General features: G+C 50.3%; 13 protein-coding genes and 1 riboswitch. Of the genes, 11 read left to right on the top strand and 2 right to left on the bottom strand.

Going from position 1 to position 15,718, the window contains the following annotated elements; genetic code table 11:
* Positions 1-11: 11 nt before the first annotated feature.
* Positions 12-1,424: a stage 0 sporulation family protein gene (locus RFF05_RS11385; RefSeq protein ID WP_409967210.1), complete on the bottom strand. Its 1,413-nt coding sequence runs from the start codon at positions 1,422-1,424 to the stop codon at positions 12-14.
* Positions 1,421-2,269 carry a DNA polymerase III subunit delta' gene (locus RFF05_RS11380; RefSeq protein WP_409967209.1) on the bottom strand — a complete coding sequence of 283 codons (849 nt, stop codon included), beginning with the start codon at positions 2,267-2,269 and terminating at the stop codon, positions 1,421-1,423. The genes RFF05_RS11385 and RFF05_RS11380 overlap by 4 nt, the downstream gene beginning before the upstream one ends.
* Before the next feature lie 313 nt (positions 2,270-2,582).
* Between RFF05_RS11380 and ppdK the strand changes: the two genes are divergently transcribed.
* The 11 genes from ppdK (at position 2,583) to RFF05_RS11325 (ending at position 15,510) form a co-directional block, all read left to right on the top strand.
* Positions 2,583-5,216 (top strand): pyruvate, phosphate dikinase, encoded by a 2,634-nt coding sequence (gene ppdK / locus RFF05_RS11375; RefSeq protein ID WP_409967208.1) that lies wholly within the window; start codon positions 2,583-2,585, stop codon positions 5,214-5,216.
* An 83-nt stretch (positions 5,217-5,299) separates the two neighbouring features.
* Entirely contained in the window at positions 5,300-6,328 is a 1,029-nt protein-coding gene (locus RFF05_RS11370) for an IS5 family transposase (RefSeq protein ID WP_409967200.1), read from the top strand.
* Positions 6,329-6,514: 186 nt separating this feature from the next.
* A complete protein-coding gene (locus tag RFF05_RS11365) occupies positions 6,515-7,687 on the top strand; it encodes an NADP-dependent malic enzyme (RefSeq protein ID WP_409967207.1) in 1,173 nt (390 codons plus the stop codon).
* Positions 7,688-7,758: 71 nt separating this feature from the next.
* A complete protein-coding gene (locus RFF05_RS11360) occupies positions 7,759-9,117 on the top strand; it encodes a 2-hydroxycarboxylate transporter family protein (protein ID WP_409967206.1) in 1,359 nt (452 codons plus the stop codon).
* A 73-nt stretch (positions 9,118-9,190) separates the two neighbouring features.
* On the top strand, positions 9,191-9,775 hold the full coding sequence (locus RFF05_RS11355; protein WP_409967205.1) for a hypothetical protein: 585 nt from the start codon (positions 9,191-9,193) through the stop codon (positions 9,773-9,775).
* Positions 9,776-9,843: 68 nt separating this feature from the next.
* Positions 9,844-9,982: riboswitch (cobalamin riboswitch) on the top strand.
* Between the two features lie 85 nt (positions 9,983-10,067).
* The gene (cbiD, locus tag RFF05_RS11350; protein WP_409967204.1) at positions 10,068-11,213 is read left to right on the top strand and encodes a cobalt-precorrin-5B (C(1))-methyltransferase CbiD; all 1,146 of its coding nucleotides are present in this window, start codon (positions 10,068-10,070) and stop codon (positions 11,211-11,213) included.
* Positions 11,210-11,965, top strand: coding sequence for a precorrin-4 C(11)-methyltransferase (gene cobM, locus RFF05_RS11345; RefSeq protein ID WP_409967203.1), 756 nt, complete (start codon positions 11,210-11,212; stop codon positions 11,963-11,965). Before cbiD ends, cobM begins: the two co-directional genes overlap by 4 nt.
* The gene (locus tag RFF05_RS11340) at positions 11,962-12,954 is read left to right on the top strand and encodes a cobalt-precorrin 5A hydrolase (RefSeq protein WP_409967202.1); all 993 of its coding nucleotides are present in this window, start codon (positions 11,962-11,964) and stop codon (positions 12,952-12,954) included. The genes cobM and RFF05_RS11340 overlap by 4 nt, the downstream gene beginning before the upstream one ends.
* Positions 12,951-13,685 (top strand): precorrin-3B C(17)-methyltransferase, encoded by a 735-nt coding sequence (cobJ, locus tag RFF05_RS11335; protein ID WP_409970110.1) that lies wholly within the window; start codon positions 12,951-12,953, stop codon positions 13,683-13,685. The genes RFF05_RS11340 and cobJ overlap by 4 nt, the downstream gene beginning before the upstream one ends.
* Position 13,686: 1 nt before the next feature.
* A complete protein-coding gene (gene cobK, locus RFF05_RS11330; RefSeq protein WP_409967201.1) occupies positions 13,687-14,415 on the top strand; it encodes a precorrin-6A reductase in 729 nt (242 codons plus the stop codon).
* 66 nt (positions 14,416-14,481) lie between these two features.
* Entirely contained in the window at positions 14,482-15,510 is a 1,029-nt protein-coding gene (locus RFF05_RS11325; RefSeq protein ID WP_409967200.1) for an IS5 family transposase, read from the top strand.
* The last annotated feature ends 208 nt before the right edge of the window (positions 15,511-15,718 follow it).

The raw sequence follows: 15,718 nt of genomic DNA, 5'->3' as shown, positions 1-15,718 counted from the left end.
GGAATCTCCTTTTAGGTAGCTGGTGTGGAAGGGTTTTTCGGTTTACGAGGCCCGCGGTACCGTGGGCGACGGTTGGTTTTGGGTTTGGCCACATCCCCTTCAGTCTTGGGCTGGGTTTGGGGCTTGGTGTCCACTTTATCCACCTTATCCGTCTTGGGTGCACCATCGCTCTTTGGTCCTTGTGGACGGTTGCGGTTACGGTTACGGTTGCGGTTTTGGTTTTGGTTCTGGTTTTGGTTGGGCTTTTGGTTCTGGTTTGGCTTTTGACCAGCGGCTTGTTTTTGCCCTTGTTGGGGCTTGTCTCCTTGTGGCTTTTTATCAGCTGGTTTTTTATCCGCCGACTTCTTGTCCACAGGCTTGGCTGGCTTTTTATCCCCTTGCAGTTGACGATTGGGATCTTTACGACGACGATTGCCATCCCCACGGTTACGGTTGCGACGGGGACGATCATCCTCTTGATCTTGGGCAGCAAAGCCAGATTCCAAGGCAGTCATGGGTTGGTTCATATAGAATGGGCGACCCAAGGTGCCCACTTCACGGCCACCAAAAGAATTCTCTTCCACATAGCGTTCAGGGCGTTTGGTGGGGATTTCAATGCCATCACGGCTCCCCTTGCCATTGCGAAGCACTTCGATTTCACTGTTGCGATAGGGGCGAGGGGCTTCTTTCACTTGGTCAAGGGACACCTTCACCTTTTCGCGAAGCAAATCCACGGATTTCACATTGCCTGTCCCATCGGGGGTCATGACAAAGGATTCCGCCTTGGGCATCCGCTTCATGGCGTCTTCATAGGCGTTTTGTTCGTATTTCAAACAGCACATCAGCCGCCCACAGGTGCCAGAAATTTTGGCAGGGTTCAGGCTGAGGCTTTGGGTTTTTGCCATTTTAATGGACACAGGCACAAAGCCTTCCAAGAAGGTGGAACAGCAGAAAGGACGACCGCAAATGCCCAAACCGCCAATCATTTTGGCCTCATCACGGACACCAATTTGACGCAGTTCAATGCGGGCGCGGAACACGCTTGCCAAATCACGCACCAATTCACGGAAGTCTACACGCCCGTCTGCGGTGAAGAAGAAAATCACTTTGCTACCGTCAAAACTGGCAGACACGTTCACCAGTTTCATATCCAGCTTATGTTGCAAAATTTTCTTCTCGCAGATGTCAAAGGCTTCGCTTTCTTTTTTGCGGTTGGCCTCTACCACTTTACGGTCTTGTTCGTTGGCCATCCGTAGCACAGGGGACAGTTCTTTGACGATGGCCGTCTCTGGCACGTCATGGTTGCCTTGGGTACAGGTGGCAAACTCCAGCCCTTGGGCTGTTTGCACCACCACGTTGTCCCCCATTTGGGCTTGGATGCCTTGGGGGTCGAAATAATAGGTTTTGCATCCGCCTCTAAAACGGACGCTGATGACTTCAATCACGGATTTTCCTCCAGTTCAATGGCCAATGCACCTAACGTATGGCTTACGCCGATGTTATAGGCGCATTGGTTGTAATACAGTTGTAGGGTATGAATATGCTTGCTTAAACGCTGGGCACCGAGCCCTTGCGCCATGGCTTGCGCCACAGGGTTGGACGCACTTCGTTGGGTCTGCACTGCCGCCAAGGCTTGGATGCACAGTTGTCGTCCATCTTGCAAAATCTGCTCTAACTCTTGGCGCGAGGGCTTTTGCCCTTCGGCTTTCACAGCCCAAGTAGTAATGGCTCCTTTTTTGCCAAGCAGGGCTTGACAAAGCGCCACCCCCATGTCACAGGGGGGCACCTGCGCCACATCATCTTGCCCAGCGTATAGGCTAACACAGCGAGAGCGCAAGGTTTGGAGCACTTGGCTGGCGTTTTCTACGCAGAACACAAAGGCGCAATAACGGGGGCCTTCTTCCACCAGCTTTAAAAGCACATTTTGGTCTTGTGGTGTCAAAAGAGATGCGTCTGGAAAGATGTACACTTTTCGTTGACCCTCATTGGGCATCACAAAGGCACTTTGGCGCAGTTGACGCACCACGTCCACGGCAATCATTTTATGGGCGCTGTCTTCCACCACCATCACATCTGGATGAATGCCATTTTCCATTTTTTGGCAAGGATTGCACTTGCCGCAAGGCCTTGGCGTGCCTTCACATTGATAAGCCGCCGCGGCAAATTGGGCGATGGTGCGCAAATCCCCCTGTCCCCAAAGCAACAAACTATGGGGCAAGGTGCCTCCGTGGGCACTGTGGACAATCCACTGCTGGGCAGCGTTGAGTTGGGCTTGAGGAAACAACGACATGGGCACTCCCTTTCGCAAAGCTAATAATCCTATCTATAATACCACTTTTCACTACAAAAGGAAAGAAAAATCCTATGGTTTTTTAAAATTCCTCTACGCCTTCTTTATTTCTGGTAAAATTATACAGCATTCAGGCAAAATGCCAAAAAATCACAGGGATTCTTATCCAATTTTCACATTGTTTTTTGATTTTTTTCGCGTATAATATAAGTGTTAAGCTTTTTCCCTCGCCAAGTCTGTGAATCTTTACTAAATTTTCACCGTCATGGCAGCAAGAGCAAAAAAATGTGTGAACAATTTACGGAGGATTCTTATGAGCAACAAATTTGTCTATCTCTTTAGCGAAGGCAACGGTTCCATGAAGGAACTGCTAGGCGGTAAAGGCGCCAACTTGGCTGAAATGACCAACCTGGGTATGCCTGTGCCCCAAGGCTTCACCATCACCACTGAAGCTTGTACCCAATACTATGCTGACGGCGAAATGATTAACGACAGCATCCAAGCTGAAATTATGGAATATATCGTCAAAATGGAAGAAATCACTGGCAAGAAATTTGGCGACCAAGAAAACCCCTTGCTGGTTTCCGTCCGCTCTGGCTCTCGTGCTTCCATGCCTGGCATGATGGACACCATCTTGAATCTGGGCTTGAACGAAGAAGTGGTGGACGTCATCGCCGCCAAGTCTGGCAACGCTCGCTGGGCTTACGACTGCTATCGCCGTTTCATTCAAATGTACTCTGACGTGGTTATGGAAGTGGGCAAGAAGTATTTCGAAGTCCTCATCGACGCCATGAAGGAAGAAAAAGGCATCCACTTGGATACCGATTTGACTGCCGACGACCTAAAGACCTTGGCCACCCAATTCAAGGCTGAATACAAGAAAATGCTGGGCGAAGAATTCCCCACCGATCCCAAAGAACAACTCATGGGCGCCATCAAGGCTGTGTTCCGCTCTTGGGACAACCCCCGCGCTGTTATCTATCGCCGTATGAACGACATCCCCGGCTCTTGGGGCACTGCTGTTAACGTGCAAGAAATGGTGTTTGGTAACTTGGGCGACACCTCTGGTACTGGCGTGGCCTTCACCCGTAACCCTGCCACTGGCGAGAAGAAGCTGTTTGGCGAATTCTTGATGAACGCCCAAGGCGAAGACGTGGTGGCTGGTGTACGTACCCCTCAAACCATCGACCAATTGAAAGACGTGATGCCTTCTGCATACGACGAATTTGTGGCCATCTGCGACAAGCTGGAACACCACTATCGCGATATGCAAGACATGGAATTCACCATCGAAAATAAGAAGCTCTACATGCTGCAAACCCGTAACGGCAAGCGTACTGCCGCCGCCGCTTTGCAAATTTCCTGCGACATGGTTGACGAAGGCATGCTCTCCGACAAGGAAGCCATGGCTATGATCGACCCCAAGCAATTGGATGCTCTGCTTCACCCCCAATTCAACCCCGCCGCTTTGAAAGCCGCTACTCCCGTGGCAACTGCTTTGGCAGCATCTCCCGGCGCCGCTTGTGGTCGCGTGGTGTTCACCGCTGAAGATGCCAAGGAATGGGCAGCTAAGGGCGAAAAAGTTGTGTTGGTTCGCTTGGAAACCTCTCCCGAAGACATCGAAGGCATGGCAGCCGCTCAAGGCGTGTTGACCGTCCGTGGCGGCATGACCTCTCACGCAGCTGTTGTGGCTCGTGGTATGGGTACCTGCTGTGTTTCTGGCTGTGGCGAAATCAAGATGAATGAAGAAGCCAAGCAATTCACCCTGGCTGGTCGCACCTATTCTGAAGGCGACTGGATGAGCTTGGACGGCTCTACTGGTAACATCTATGGCGAAGCCATTGCCACTGAAGAAGCCGCCATGACTGGCAACTTCGGTCGTTTGATGGGCTGGGCTGACAAGTATCGTCAACTGAAAGTCCGCACCAACGCTGATAACCCCCGTGATACCAAGCAAGCTCGTAGCTTTGGCGCTGAAGGCATTGGCCTGTGCCGTACCGAGCATATGTTCTTTGAAGCTGACCGCATCCCTGCCATCCGTGAAATGATTTGCTCTGACACTGTGGAAGGCCGCGAAAAAGCTCTGGCTAAACTGGAACCCATGCAACAAGGCGACTTTGAAGCCATGTACGAAGCTCTGGACGGCTATCCCATGACCGTTCGCTTCTTGGATCCCCCTCTGCATGAGTTTGTTCCCACCGCTGAAGACGACATTGCCAAGTTGGCAGAAGACACTGGCAAGTCTCTGGCAGACGTGAAGGCCATCATCGATGGTTTGCACGAATTCAACCCCATGATGGGTCACCGCGGTTGCCGTTTGACCGTCACCTATCCTGAAATTGCTGTCATGCAAACCAAGGCTGTCATCAAGGCTGCTTTGAACATCAACAAAAAACACCCCGACTGGAAAATCGTGCCAGAAATCATGATTCCTCTGGTTGGCGAAGTGAAGGAATTGGCCTATGTGAAGGCTGTTGTGGTGAAAACCGCTGATGCTATTATCGCAGAAGCTGGCTCTGACATGGCTTACATGGTGGGTACCATGATCGAAATCCCCCGTGCCGCTCTGACCGCTGATGAAGTGGCCACCGAAGCACAATTCTTCTCCTTCGGCACCAACGACTTGACCCAAATGACCTTCGGCTTCAGCCGTGACGATGCTGGCAAGTTCTTGGATGCATACTACACCTCTAAGATTTACGAATCTGACCCATTTGCTCGTTTGGATCAAAACGGGGTGGGCAAGCTGGTGCAAATGGCTGCAAAGCTGGGTCGTCAAACCCGTCCCGAATTGAAGCTGGGCATCTGCGGCGAACACGGCGGCGACCCCTCCAGCGTGGAATTCTGCCACAACACTGGTCTGGATTACGTCTCCTGCTCTCCCTACCGTGTACCCATCGCACGCCTAGCAGCCGCTCAAGCTGCTCTGAAAAATCCTAGGAATTAAAATTAGGCAATCTCTAAAAACCCGCTATCAATTTGGCAAAATCTGTAGTATAATGGACATAAGAAAAAAGGGCGGTGACGAACATGCAAATTGGATTTTTTAGTGAAGAAAACAGATTGGAAAAGTTGAGCAAACTGGGCGATTCGTTGGTTCGATTGAACACAGTTATCAACTGGGAGCAGTTTCGCCCAATTTTGAAAAAAGCTACCAAAAAAGAACACAAAGGACTTGGTGGGCGTCCGCCCTATGACCTGATTTTGATGCTTAAAATATTGATTTTGCAACGTCTTTACAATCTCAGCGATGACCAAATGGAGTTTCAAATCAATGACCGCATGAGTTTTATGCGCTTTTTGGGCTTGGGGCTGGGGGACAGAGTGCCCGATTCCAAAACCATTTGGCTGTTTCGTGACACGCTGATGAAGGCTAACGTAATGGATAAATTGTTCCATCATTTCAATAAAATGCTGTTAGATGCAGGCATTATCACTCGTGAAGGTACGATTGTAGACGCAACTTTCGTGGATGCACCTCGCCAAAGAAATCATCGAGATGAGAATGCAACCATCAAAGAGGGCAAGGTACCAGAAGAATGGGAAAAGCCTGAAAATGCTCACAAATTGAGCCAAAAAGATACGGATGCCCGCTGGACAAAGAAAAATAACGAGCGGCATTATGGCTATAAAGACCACGTAAAAGTGGATGCCGACAGCAAAATCATTACCGGCTACACCGTCACCAGCGCCAACGTCCACGATAGTCAAGCCCTCGCCGAGTTAATCACAGAAGAAGATGCTGTTTTATACGCAGATAGTGCCTATACAGGGGAAGAATTGCTAGCAAATCTTCCTGAAACAGTAGAAACTCGAATCAATGAAAAAGGCTATCGCAATCACCCACTGACCCCAGAGCAAAAGGAAAACAACCGCCAAAAATCCAAAATTAGAGCCAGGGTAGAACACGTTTTTGGATTTATGACAGGCTCCATGAAGGGCATCACTGTGCGTTCCATCGGCATAGACCGTGCGATATTCAATATAGGGCTGACAAATCTGGTGTATAACATTTGTCGGTATGAAATTTTAAAGCGAGGTGAGTTTGCCAAGGGGTAAGTCTGCCCTTTTGGGGGAAATATCCCCCAAAAAAGCAAGATACAGTGGTTATTTTGGTCTTTGTGCGTTCACCAAGATAAAAACTGTGGATTTTCCGAAAAAATCATAGAAACGCAAAATGAAACGGGCAAAACCTCAGTTATTAGAGGTTGCCTTATGAGTTAAAATTAAGGAGACTTTCAAAGTATGGATTACGCAAAAGAATCACTCAAACTCCATGGTGAATGGAAAGGCAAAATCGAAGTGGTGGCCACGGTGCCTGTGAGCACCAAGGACGACCTGTCCCTGGCTTATACCCCTGGCGTGGCAGAACCCTGCTTGGCCATTCAAGCTGATATTTCTAAGTCCTATGAATACACCCGTCGCCACAATCTCTGCGCCGTCATCACCGATGGGTCTGCAGTGCTGGGGCTGGGTGACATTGGCCCCGAAGCTGGCATGCCTGTCATGGAAGGCAAATGTGTGCTTTTTAAGGCCTTTGCCAATGTGGATGCATTCCCCCTTTGCATCAAGAGCAAAGATGTGGACGAAATCGTCAACACTGTATACCTGCTCTCTGGTAGCTTTGGTGGCGTGAACCTGGAAGACATTGCCGCACCCCGCTGCTTTGAAATTGAACGCAAACTCAAAGAAAAGTGCGATATCCCCATCTTCCACGATGACCAACACGGTACCGCTGTCATCACCTTGGCTGGCATGAACAATGCCCTCAAAGTGGTTGGCAAGAAGAAAGAAGATGTGAAAATTGTGGTGTCTGGCGCAGGTGCCGCCGCCATTTCCATCATCAAACTCCTCCTCTCCGCTGGCTACAAGCACATCACCATGTGTGATCGCACTGGCGCTGTGTATGCAGGCCGTGAAAAGCTGAACTGGATCAAAGAAGAGATGGCACAAGTCACCAACCTGGAGAAAAAAGCTGGTTCTGTGGCTGATATGCTGGTGGGTGCTGATGTGTTCGTGGGTGTGTCTGCGCCCAACACCGTTACCACTGAAATGGTGAAAACCATGGCCAAAGACCCCATTTTGTTTGCATGCGCCAACCCCACCCCTGAAATCTTCCCCGAAGATGCCAAGGCTGGCGGTGCCGCTGTCATGGCCACTGGTCGCTCTGACTATCCCAACCAAATCAACAACGTGCTGGCTTTCCCCGGTATTTTCCGTGGCACCTTCGATGTCCGTGCCAGCGACATCAACGAAGAGATGAAAATCGCCGCCGCTTCTGCTTTGGCAGAGCTGATTTCTGACGACGAACTCTCCGCTGAGTACATCATTCCCAAGGCATTTGATCCCCGTGTGGGTCCTGCTGTGGCAAAAGCCGTGGCTGCTGCCGCCATCGCTTCTGGCGTGGCACGGATCTAATAGGGCACCTTTAAAATTTGCGAGTCTTGAAACGTGTGTGTTTCAAAAAATTTTTTTAGGAGGAATTGATTATGTCTAAAAATCCCCAAACCCTGGAAAAGACTCCCTACAAGCTGTTCAACATGCCCTGGCAATATTTTGCCATCTTCTCTGCTGTGGTGCTGGCCGCCACATTTCTTGGTGTTCTGCCCTCTGGTATGACTGGTTGCTTCGCATTCATGATTGTTCTGGGCACCATTTTCCAAGAAATCGGTGACCGCACCCCCTTCATCAAGTCTTATCTGGGCGGTGGCGCCATCGTGGTCATCTTCGGCTCTGCTCTGCTGGAATACTTTAACGTCTTCCCCGAAGAAGTGGTTGGTAGTCTGATGGCCAACATCGAAACCTTCTTCAAACCCACGGGTGCCTTCTTGGACTTCTACATCGCCGCTTTGATCACTGGTTCCATCCTGGGTATGAACCGCAACCTGTTGGTGAAAGCTGCCGCTCGTTACTTCCCTGCCATTTTTGGTGCATTGATTGTCTCCTTTGGCTTGGCTGCTCTGGGCGGTGTCATCACTGGCTTTGGTGCCATCAAGGCTCTGCTCCTCATCGCTCTGCCCATCATGGGTGGTGGTATGGGCGCTGGCGCTGTGCCCCTGTCTAAGATTTTCGAATCCACTGGCACCATGAGCGCAGAAGAGGCCATCTCCATCATGAACCCTGCGGTGGCCATCGGTAATGCAACTTCCATCATCATCGCTGGCTTGCTGGTCAAACTGATTGTTGACAAAAATTGGAATGGTCAAGGTCAACTGATGGTCGCAGGTAGCAATGATACCTCCGACTTGGAAATCAGCCCTGAAATGCAAGCAAAGCGTGATAAAATCGATGTCACTAACCTGGGTATCGGCATGTTCACTGCCTGCACCTTCTTCGCTTGGGGCTATATCCTGGCCATGGTGTGGGACTTCCTGGTGCCCGCTGTCAGCATCCATGCTTACGCTTGGATGATTATCTCTGTGGCTGTTTGCAAAATTTTCAACCTCCTGCCTGAATTCGTGGAAATCGCCTGCTTCCAATGGTTCCAATTTGTCATGAAGAACCTCACTGGCGCACTGATGGTTGGCATCGGTTTCTGCTACCTGAGCTTGGATGTGGTGGTCGCATCCTTCAGCCTGACCTATTTGCTACTGTGCTTCCTGACCTGCATCGGCGCTGTCATCGGCGCTGGTGTGGTGGGCAAGTTCGTGGGCTTCTACCCTGTGGAAGCGGCCATCACTGCTGGTCTTTGCATGGCCAACATGGGTGGTACTGGCGACGTGGCCGTGCTGTCTGCTGGCGACCGCATGGAGCTCATGCCCTTCGCACAAATCTCCTCCCGTCTGGGCGGTGCTGTGATTCTGGTCATCGGTAGCTTGATGCTCTCCTTCATGGGTGGCTTGCTCTAATCTCAAATTCTTGAAAAGGCGCCACCAAAACTGGTGGCGCCTTTTCAAACATCTTAAAAGGAGAACTCTCACCATGGCAAATTGTGCCCATTGTAAACAATCCACCAAGGATTACACCTTCCGTGCCCTCACGGTGCAAACTTTGATTCTGCGTGATATCGGTCAAGGTCAGCGAATTCAAACCCTGCGTGAGTTTGAAACTATTTCCATCTGCCAGACTTGTGCCCAAGAAAAGCTTACCTCTTTGCTTCATCCCAGTGCCAGATTGCGTAAATTGTTGGTGATTTTTGGTGCCATGCTGGTGGTGGGGGCTTTGGTCTGTGCCCTGCTGTGGGACAATGGCTCCATGCGCATGTTCGGTTTGGGGGCAATGGGCGCTGGACTCATGGGGATTTTGGCCAGCATCAGCAAGGTCAACGATGTGAAAAAGGAATATACTGCCCTGTCTCCAAAAGAAGCCCTGGATGCGGCGGCCTGGGCTTGCGCCGTGGATGAACTCCCCAAAAAATGGGAGGACACCGACCTGACCTATATCCCAGTCACACCCAAAACCCTGGCCATGAAAAATGGGGACTTGATGCTTGTTTACAGCTTGGTGCCTGACATCGCCCGACAGGCCTACGCATTGATTCATGACCCCAAAAGTAGCGAACAATAATGGCAGCTGGAAAAGTGGCAAAATATTACCCATAGAGATGGGAATTATCCCTTTTCAAAATAAGATTTATATGTTACAATACTGTTAACGACATATAAACTCATTGGGAAGTAAGGAAGTGCGGTGCAAATCCGTCGCAGTCTTACCTCTACTGTAAGTGGGTGCAAACCCACAAGCCAGATACTTGTTCCCAATGGCGGCCTTAAGTCTAGGTGGGACATGGGGATGGATTCTGCACTGGAAAAACCTTCCCACCGGGGAAGGTTTTTTGCGTTTTTTGGGGGGTGAATGAGTGCAATTGGAACACTATATCCATGTGGGGCGCAACCGATTGCGCTGTGGGTACACCACAGGCACCTGCGCCGCCGCCGCCAGTCGAGGTGCGGCAGAATTTTTGGTCACAGGCACCTGGCCAGGTGCCATTACCTTAGAGACCCCTGCTGGCATTGTGGTTACACTGGAACTGCTTCACTGCACCCATGGTGTGGGTTGGGCCAGTTGCGCCGTGGTAAAAGATGGGGGTGATGACCCCGATGTGACCCATGGCACCTTGATTTTCGCCAGGGTGGAAGTGTTGGATGCACCTGATATTGTCATTGATGGCGGATTTGGTGTGGGGCGCATCACCAGGGCAGGGCTTGACCAAGATATCGGGCAGGCCGCCATCAACTCTGTGCCACGGCGGATGATTGGCCAGCAACTGGAATGGGCACTTGAAAAAACAAACACCATCCAGGGGTTGAAAACGGTGATTTCTGTGCCAGAAGGGGAAAAATTGGCAAAAAAGACCTTCAATCCTCGTTTGGGCATTGTGGGGGGTATCTCCATTTTAGGCACCAGTGGCATTGTCCGTCCCATGAGTGAAGAGGCGCTGATTGCGTCACAAAATATCGAATTGGACATGCTGTATGCCACGGGGGCACGGCACATTGTGCTCACACCAGGTAACTATGGTGCCAATTTCTGTAATATGACATTGGGGCTAGACATGACCCATGGTGCCAGTTGTAGCAACTTTCTGGGTGTCACCTTGGATTATTGCGCCATGGTTGGCTTCGAATCGGTGCTTCTGGTGGGACATTTGGGAAAGCTCATCAAAGTGGCGGCTGGGATTTTCAACACCCATTCCAAAGTGGCTGATGGGCGCAGGGAAGTGCTGGTGACCCACGGTGCCCTCTGTGGAGGCGATGGTGCGTTGTTGCAGGCACTGTTTCATGCCATCACCACCGATGAAGCGGTGGAATTATTGGAAAAAGCTGGCATTTTGCAACCAGTTGTAAATGGAATTGTCCACGAGATAGAGACAAATTTAAAGCGGAGAGCAGGCGATGATTTGGCCATAGAAGTGGTGGTGTTCTCCAATCAGCATGGGATTTTAGGAAAAAGTGAAGGGGCGGATGGGTTGATTGTCCGCCACCAGAAAGAGGAGCGTATATGATTCATTTTATTGGTGCAGGTCCTGGGGCCGTGGATTTGATTACGGTGCGAGGTGCCAAATTGTTGGGAGAAGCCGACGTGATTATTTATGCTGGTTCCCTGGTGAACCCTGATGTGTTGGGGTACAAAAAAGCCGATTGTCTTGTTTATGACAGTGCTGGCATGACCATGGAAGATGTGATTCACGTCATGGCCAATACAGAGGCCAAGGGGCAAACCACCGTCCGTTTGCACACTGGCGACCCTGCTTTGTTCGGTGCCATTCGTGAGCAAATGGACGAATTGGACAAGCTGGAACTGCCTTACAGCGTCACCCCTGGGGTGTCTGCCTTCTCTGGTGCCGCCGCTGCCCTCAACGCAGAGTATACTTTGCCCCAGGTATCACAATCCGTAATCATCACCCGCATGGCAGGGCGCACCCCTGTCCCTGCTGGGGAAGAATTGCGTAAAATGGCATCCCATGGATGTACCATGGTGCTGTTTTTGTCCACAGGATTGCTGGAACAGGTGGAACAAGAGCTGATGGCAGGGGCATATAATGCAAATACCCCAGCCGCCATTGTCTATAAAGCCACCTGGCCAGAGGAAAAAGTCTTCCGCTGCACCGTGGGCACTTTGGCCAAAACTGCCAAGGAAAATCACATTACCAAGACAGCTTTGATTACAGTGGGTAATTTTTTGGGCAATGATTACGAACGGTCTAAATTATACGACCCCACATTCACCCATGGTTACCGTGAGGCCAGCAAATGACCACAGCCATCATCGCCTTCACCGCCAAAGGTGCCCTGTTAGGGCGCAAATTGGCGGATGGATTGGAAGGCACCACCTTGCATGTGCCACCACGCTTGGCAGATGATTTGGGTGAAGCACCCTATTCACGGCTGGAAAAATGGGTCGGCACGCACTGGGAAGAAGCGGATTATTTGATTTTTGTGGGCGCCACAGGCATTGCAGTTCGTGCCATCGCACCCCATGTGAAAGATAAATTTCTGGATCCCGCTGTGCTGTCTCTAGACGAACAAGGACGCTTTGTCATCTCCCTTCTTTCAGGTCATGTGGGGGGTGGCAATGAGCTGGCGGTGCAAGTGGCGTCCATAGTGGGTGGACAGGCAGTGATTTCCACCGCCACTGATGTCAATGGGCTGTTTGCTGTAGATGTGTGGGCGAAAAAACAGGGCTTGGTCATTGGCGATCGCACCATGGCCAAGGTGGTGTCCGCAACCTTATTAGAGGGAAATCCAGTGGGTTTTGCCACCGATTGTGGTGTGGATTGCCCCGTTGGTTTGACGGAAAAACAAGAACCGATTGGGATCTGGGTCAGTGCCAAACCTGGCGCATCCCCCTTTCCCCAGACACTGCCACTGCTGCCCAAATCCTTGACCTTGGGCATCGGTTGTCGCCGTGACACCTCCAAAGAAGCCATTGTCCAAGCGGTGAAAGAAGCCTTGGGCGACTGGGATTTGCGAGGGGTTTTTCAGGTGGCATCCATCGATTTGAAAGCAAAAGAACCAGGTCTTCTGGCTTTTTGTGAAGAACTTGATGTGAAGTTTATGACCTTTACAGCGGAGCAATTGCAAGCTGTTCCAGGAGACTTTACCCCCTCGGCCTTTGTGGCATCGGTGACAGGGGTTGACAATGTGTGTGAACGTGCCGCCGTGTTGGCTGGGGGCACGCTGGTGCGATCCAAATGGGCGAAAAACGGTGTCACCGTGGCGGTGGCAGAGAGGATGATACCATGAAATTGACTGTGGTTGGCCTGGGGCCTGGTGCAGGGCTGGATTTGACAGGCCATGCCCGCCAGGCACTGGAAGATTGTGATATGATTGTGGGCTATACTGCCTATATTGACTTAATTCGAGGGGAATTTTCCCACAAAGAGTTGGGGAGCACGCCCATGCGCCGTGAGGTGGATCGCTGTCGTTGGGCGGTGGAAGAAACCCTCAAAGGCAAGTCCGTGGCGGTGGTTTGCTCTGGGGATTCTGGGGTTTACGGCATGGCGGCATTGGTTTACGAAGTGGCGCAGGAATATGACCCCATCGAAATTGAAGTGGTGGCTGGCATCACGGCGGCCTGTGGCGGTGCGGCGGTGCTAGGTGCGCCCTTGACCCATGATTTTGCCGTGATTTCCTTGTCCGATTTGCTCACGCCCTGGGAGTTGATTGTCCGTCGTTTGGACTGTGCCGCCAAGGGAGATTTTTCCATTGCGCTGTATAATCCTTCCAGTAAAAGCCGTGGCGATTATTTGCAAAAAGCCTGCGATGTGCTCTTGCAAACCAAATCTGGTGACACGGTGTGTGGCATTGTACGCAATATTGGTCGTGAAGGGGAAAATGGCATTGTGACCACCCTCTCTGCCTTGCGAGACACCCAAGTGGATATGTTCACCACCGTGTTCATTGGCAATCGTTCCACGGTGAATTTGGGTGGCAAAATGGTCACCCCACGTGGCTACATGCAACGAGGGACTTGAGATGAAGGTGCTCTTGTTTGGTGGCACCACAGAGGGTCGGTTGTTCGGGGAATGGCTGGCATCACGTGGCATTGCAACCACCATTTGCGTGGCCACGCAATACGGTGGCTCCCTCTTGTCGCAAGAGGTGGATGTCCGTGTAGGACGGATGAACCGTCAGGAAATGGAAGCGCTCATGTCCCAAGGATACACCCATGTGGTGGATGCCACCCACCCCTATGCAGTGGTGGTGACAGCGTGCATCCAAGAGGCCGTTGCAACCATGAAGTTGCCCTATTTTCGCTTGTTACGAGACGGTGCGCCAGAAGGAGATTGGATTCACACCAATAGCATTGCCCAGGCAGCGCAAGTGTGCGCTGGCCTTTCTGGTAGCATTTTGCTCACCACAGGTAGCAAAGAATTGGAACCTTTTTCTGTGGAAGGACTGGTGGAGCGGACATATCCACGTGTATTGCCCACCATGGACTCTTTGGAGCGGTGTTTGTCTTTTGGCTTTCCTGTTGGCCATATTTTGTGCATGACAGGCCCCTTTTCCCAGCAGTTGAATGAAGCTTTGCTGACCCAATATGATGCCAAATTGCTGGTGACCAAGGTCAGCGGTGGAGTAGGTGGGTTCTGGGAAAAGGTGCAAGCCGCCAAAGCTTGCCATGCAACCTTAGTGGTCATTGACCGCCCTGTTGCAGAAACCGGATATTCCCTCAAAGAGTTACAATCTCTAGGCAATCTCTAAAAACCCGCTATCAATTTGGCAAAATCTGTAGTATAATGGACATAAGAAAAAAGGGCGGTGACGAACATGCAAATTGGATTTTTTAGTGAAGAAAACAGATTGGAAAAGTTGAGCAAACTGGGCGATTCGTTGGTTCGATTGAACACAGTTATCAACTGGGAGCAGTTTCGCCCAATTTTGAAAAAAGCTACCAAAAAAGAACACAAAGGACTTGGTGGGCGTCCGCCCTATGACCTGATTTTGATGCTTAAAATATTGATTTTGCAACGTCTTTACAATCTCAGCGATGACCAAATGGAGTTTCAAATCAATGACCGCATGAGTTTTATGCGCTTTTTGGGCTTGGGGCTGGGGGACAGAGTGCCCGATTCCAAAACCATTTGGCTGTTTCGTGACACGCTGATGAAGGCTAACGTAATGGATAAATTGTTCCATCATTTCAATAAAATGCTGTTAGATGCAGGCATTATCACTCGTGAAGGTACGATTGTAGACGCAACTTTCGTGGATGCACCTCGCCAAAGAAATCATCGAGATGAGAATGCAACCATCAAAGAGGGCAAGGTACCAGAAGAATGGGAAAAGCCTGAAAATGCTCACAAATTGAGCCAAAAAGATACGGATGCCCGCTGGACAAAGAAAAATAACGAGCGGCATTATGGCTATAAAGACCACGTAAAAGTGGATGCCGACAGCAAAATCATTACCGGCTACACCGTCACCAGCGCCAACGTCCACGATAGTCAAGCCCTCGCCGAGTTAATCACAGAAGAAGATGCTGTTTTATACGCAGATAGTGCCTATACAGGGGAAGAATTGCTAGCAAATCTTCCTGAAACAGTAGAAACTCGAATCAATGAAAAAGGCTATCGCAATCACCCACTGACCCCAGAGCAAAAGGAAAACAACCGCCAAAAATCCAAAATTAGAGCCAGGGTAGAACACGTTTTTGGATTTATGACAGGCTCCATGAAGGGCATCACTGTGCGTTCCATCGGCATAGACCGTGCGATATTCAATATAGGGCTGACAAATCTGGTGTATAACATTTGTCGGTATGAAATTTTAAAGCGAGGTGAGTTTGCCAAGGGGTAAGTCTGCCCTTTTGGGGGAAATATCCCCAAAAAAGCAAGATACAGTGGTTATTTTGGTCTTTGTGCGTTCACCAAGATAAAAACTGTGGATTTTCCGAAAAAATCATAGAAACGCAAAATGAAACGGGCAAAACCTCAGTTATTAGAGGTTGCCATTATATAAGCAGACACTGATTATATGTAACGAAAAGTCCCTAGACTTAACTACT

Source organism: Bengtsoniella intestinalis (genome assembly GCF_039719005.1).
In the GTDB taxonomy this organism is placed as follows: domain Bacteria; phylum Bacillota; class Clostridia; order Oscillospirales; family Oscillospiraceae; genus Oscillibacter; species Oscillibacter intestinalis.
This window is presented reverse-complemented; position numbering and strand designations above follow the sequence as displayed.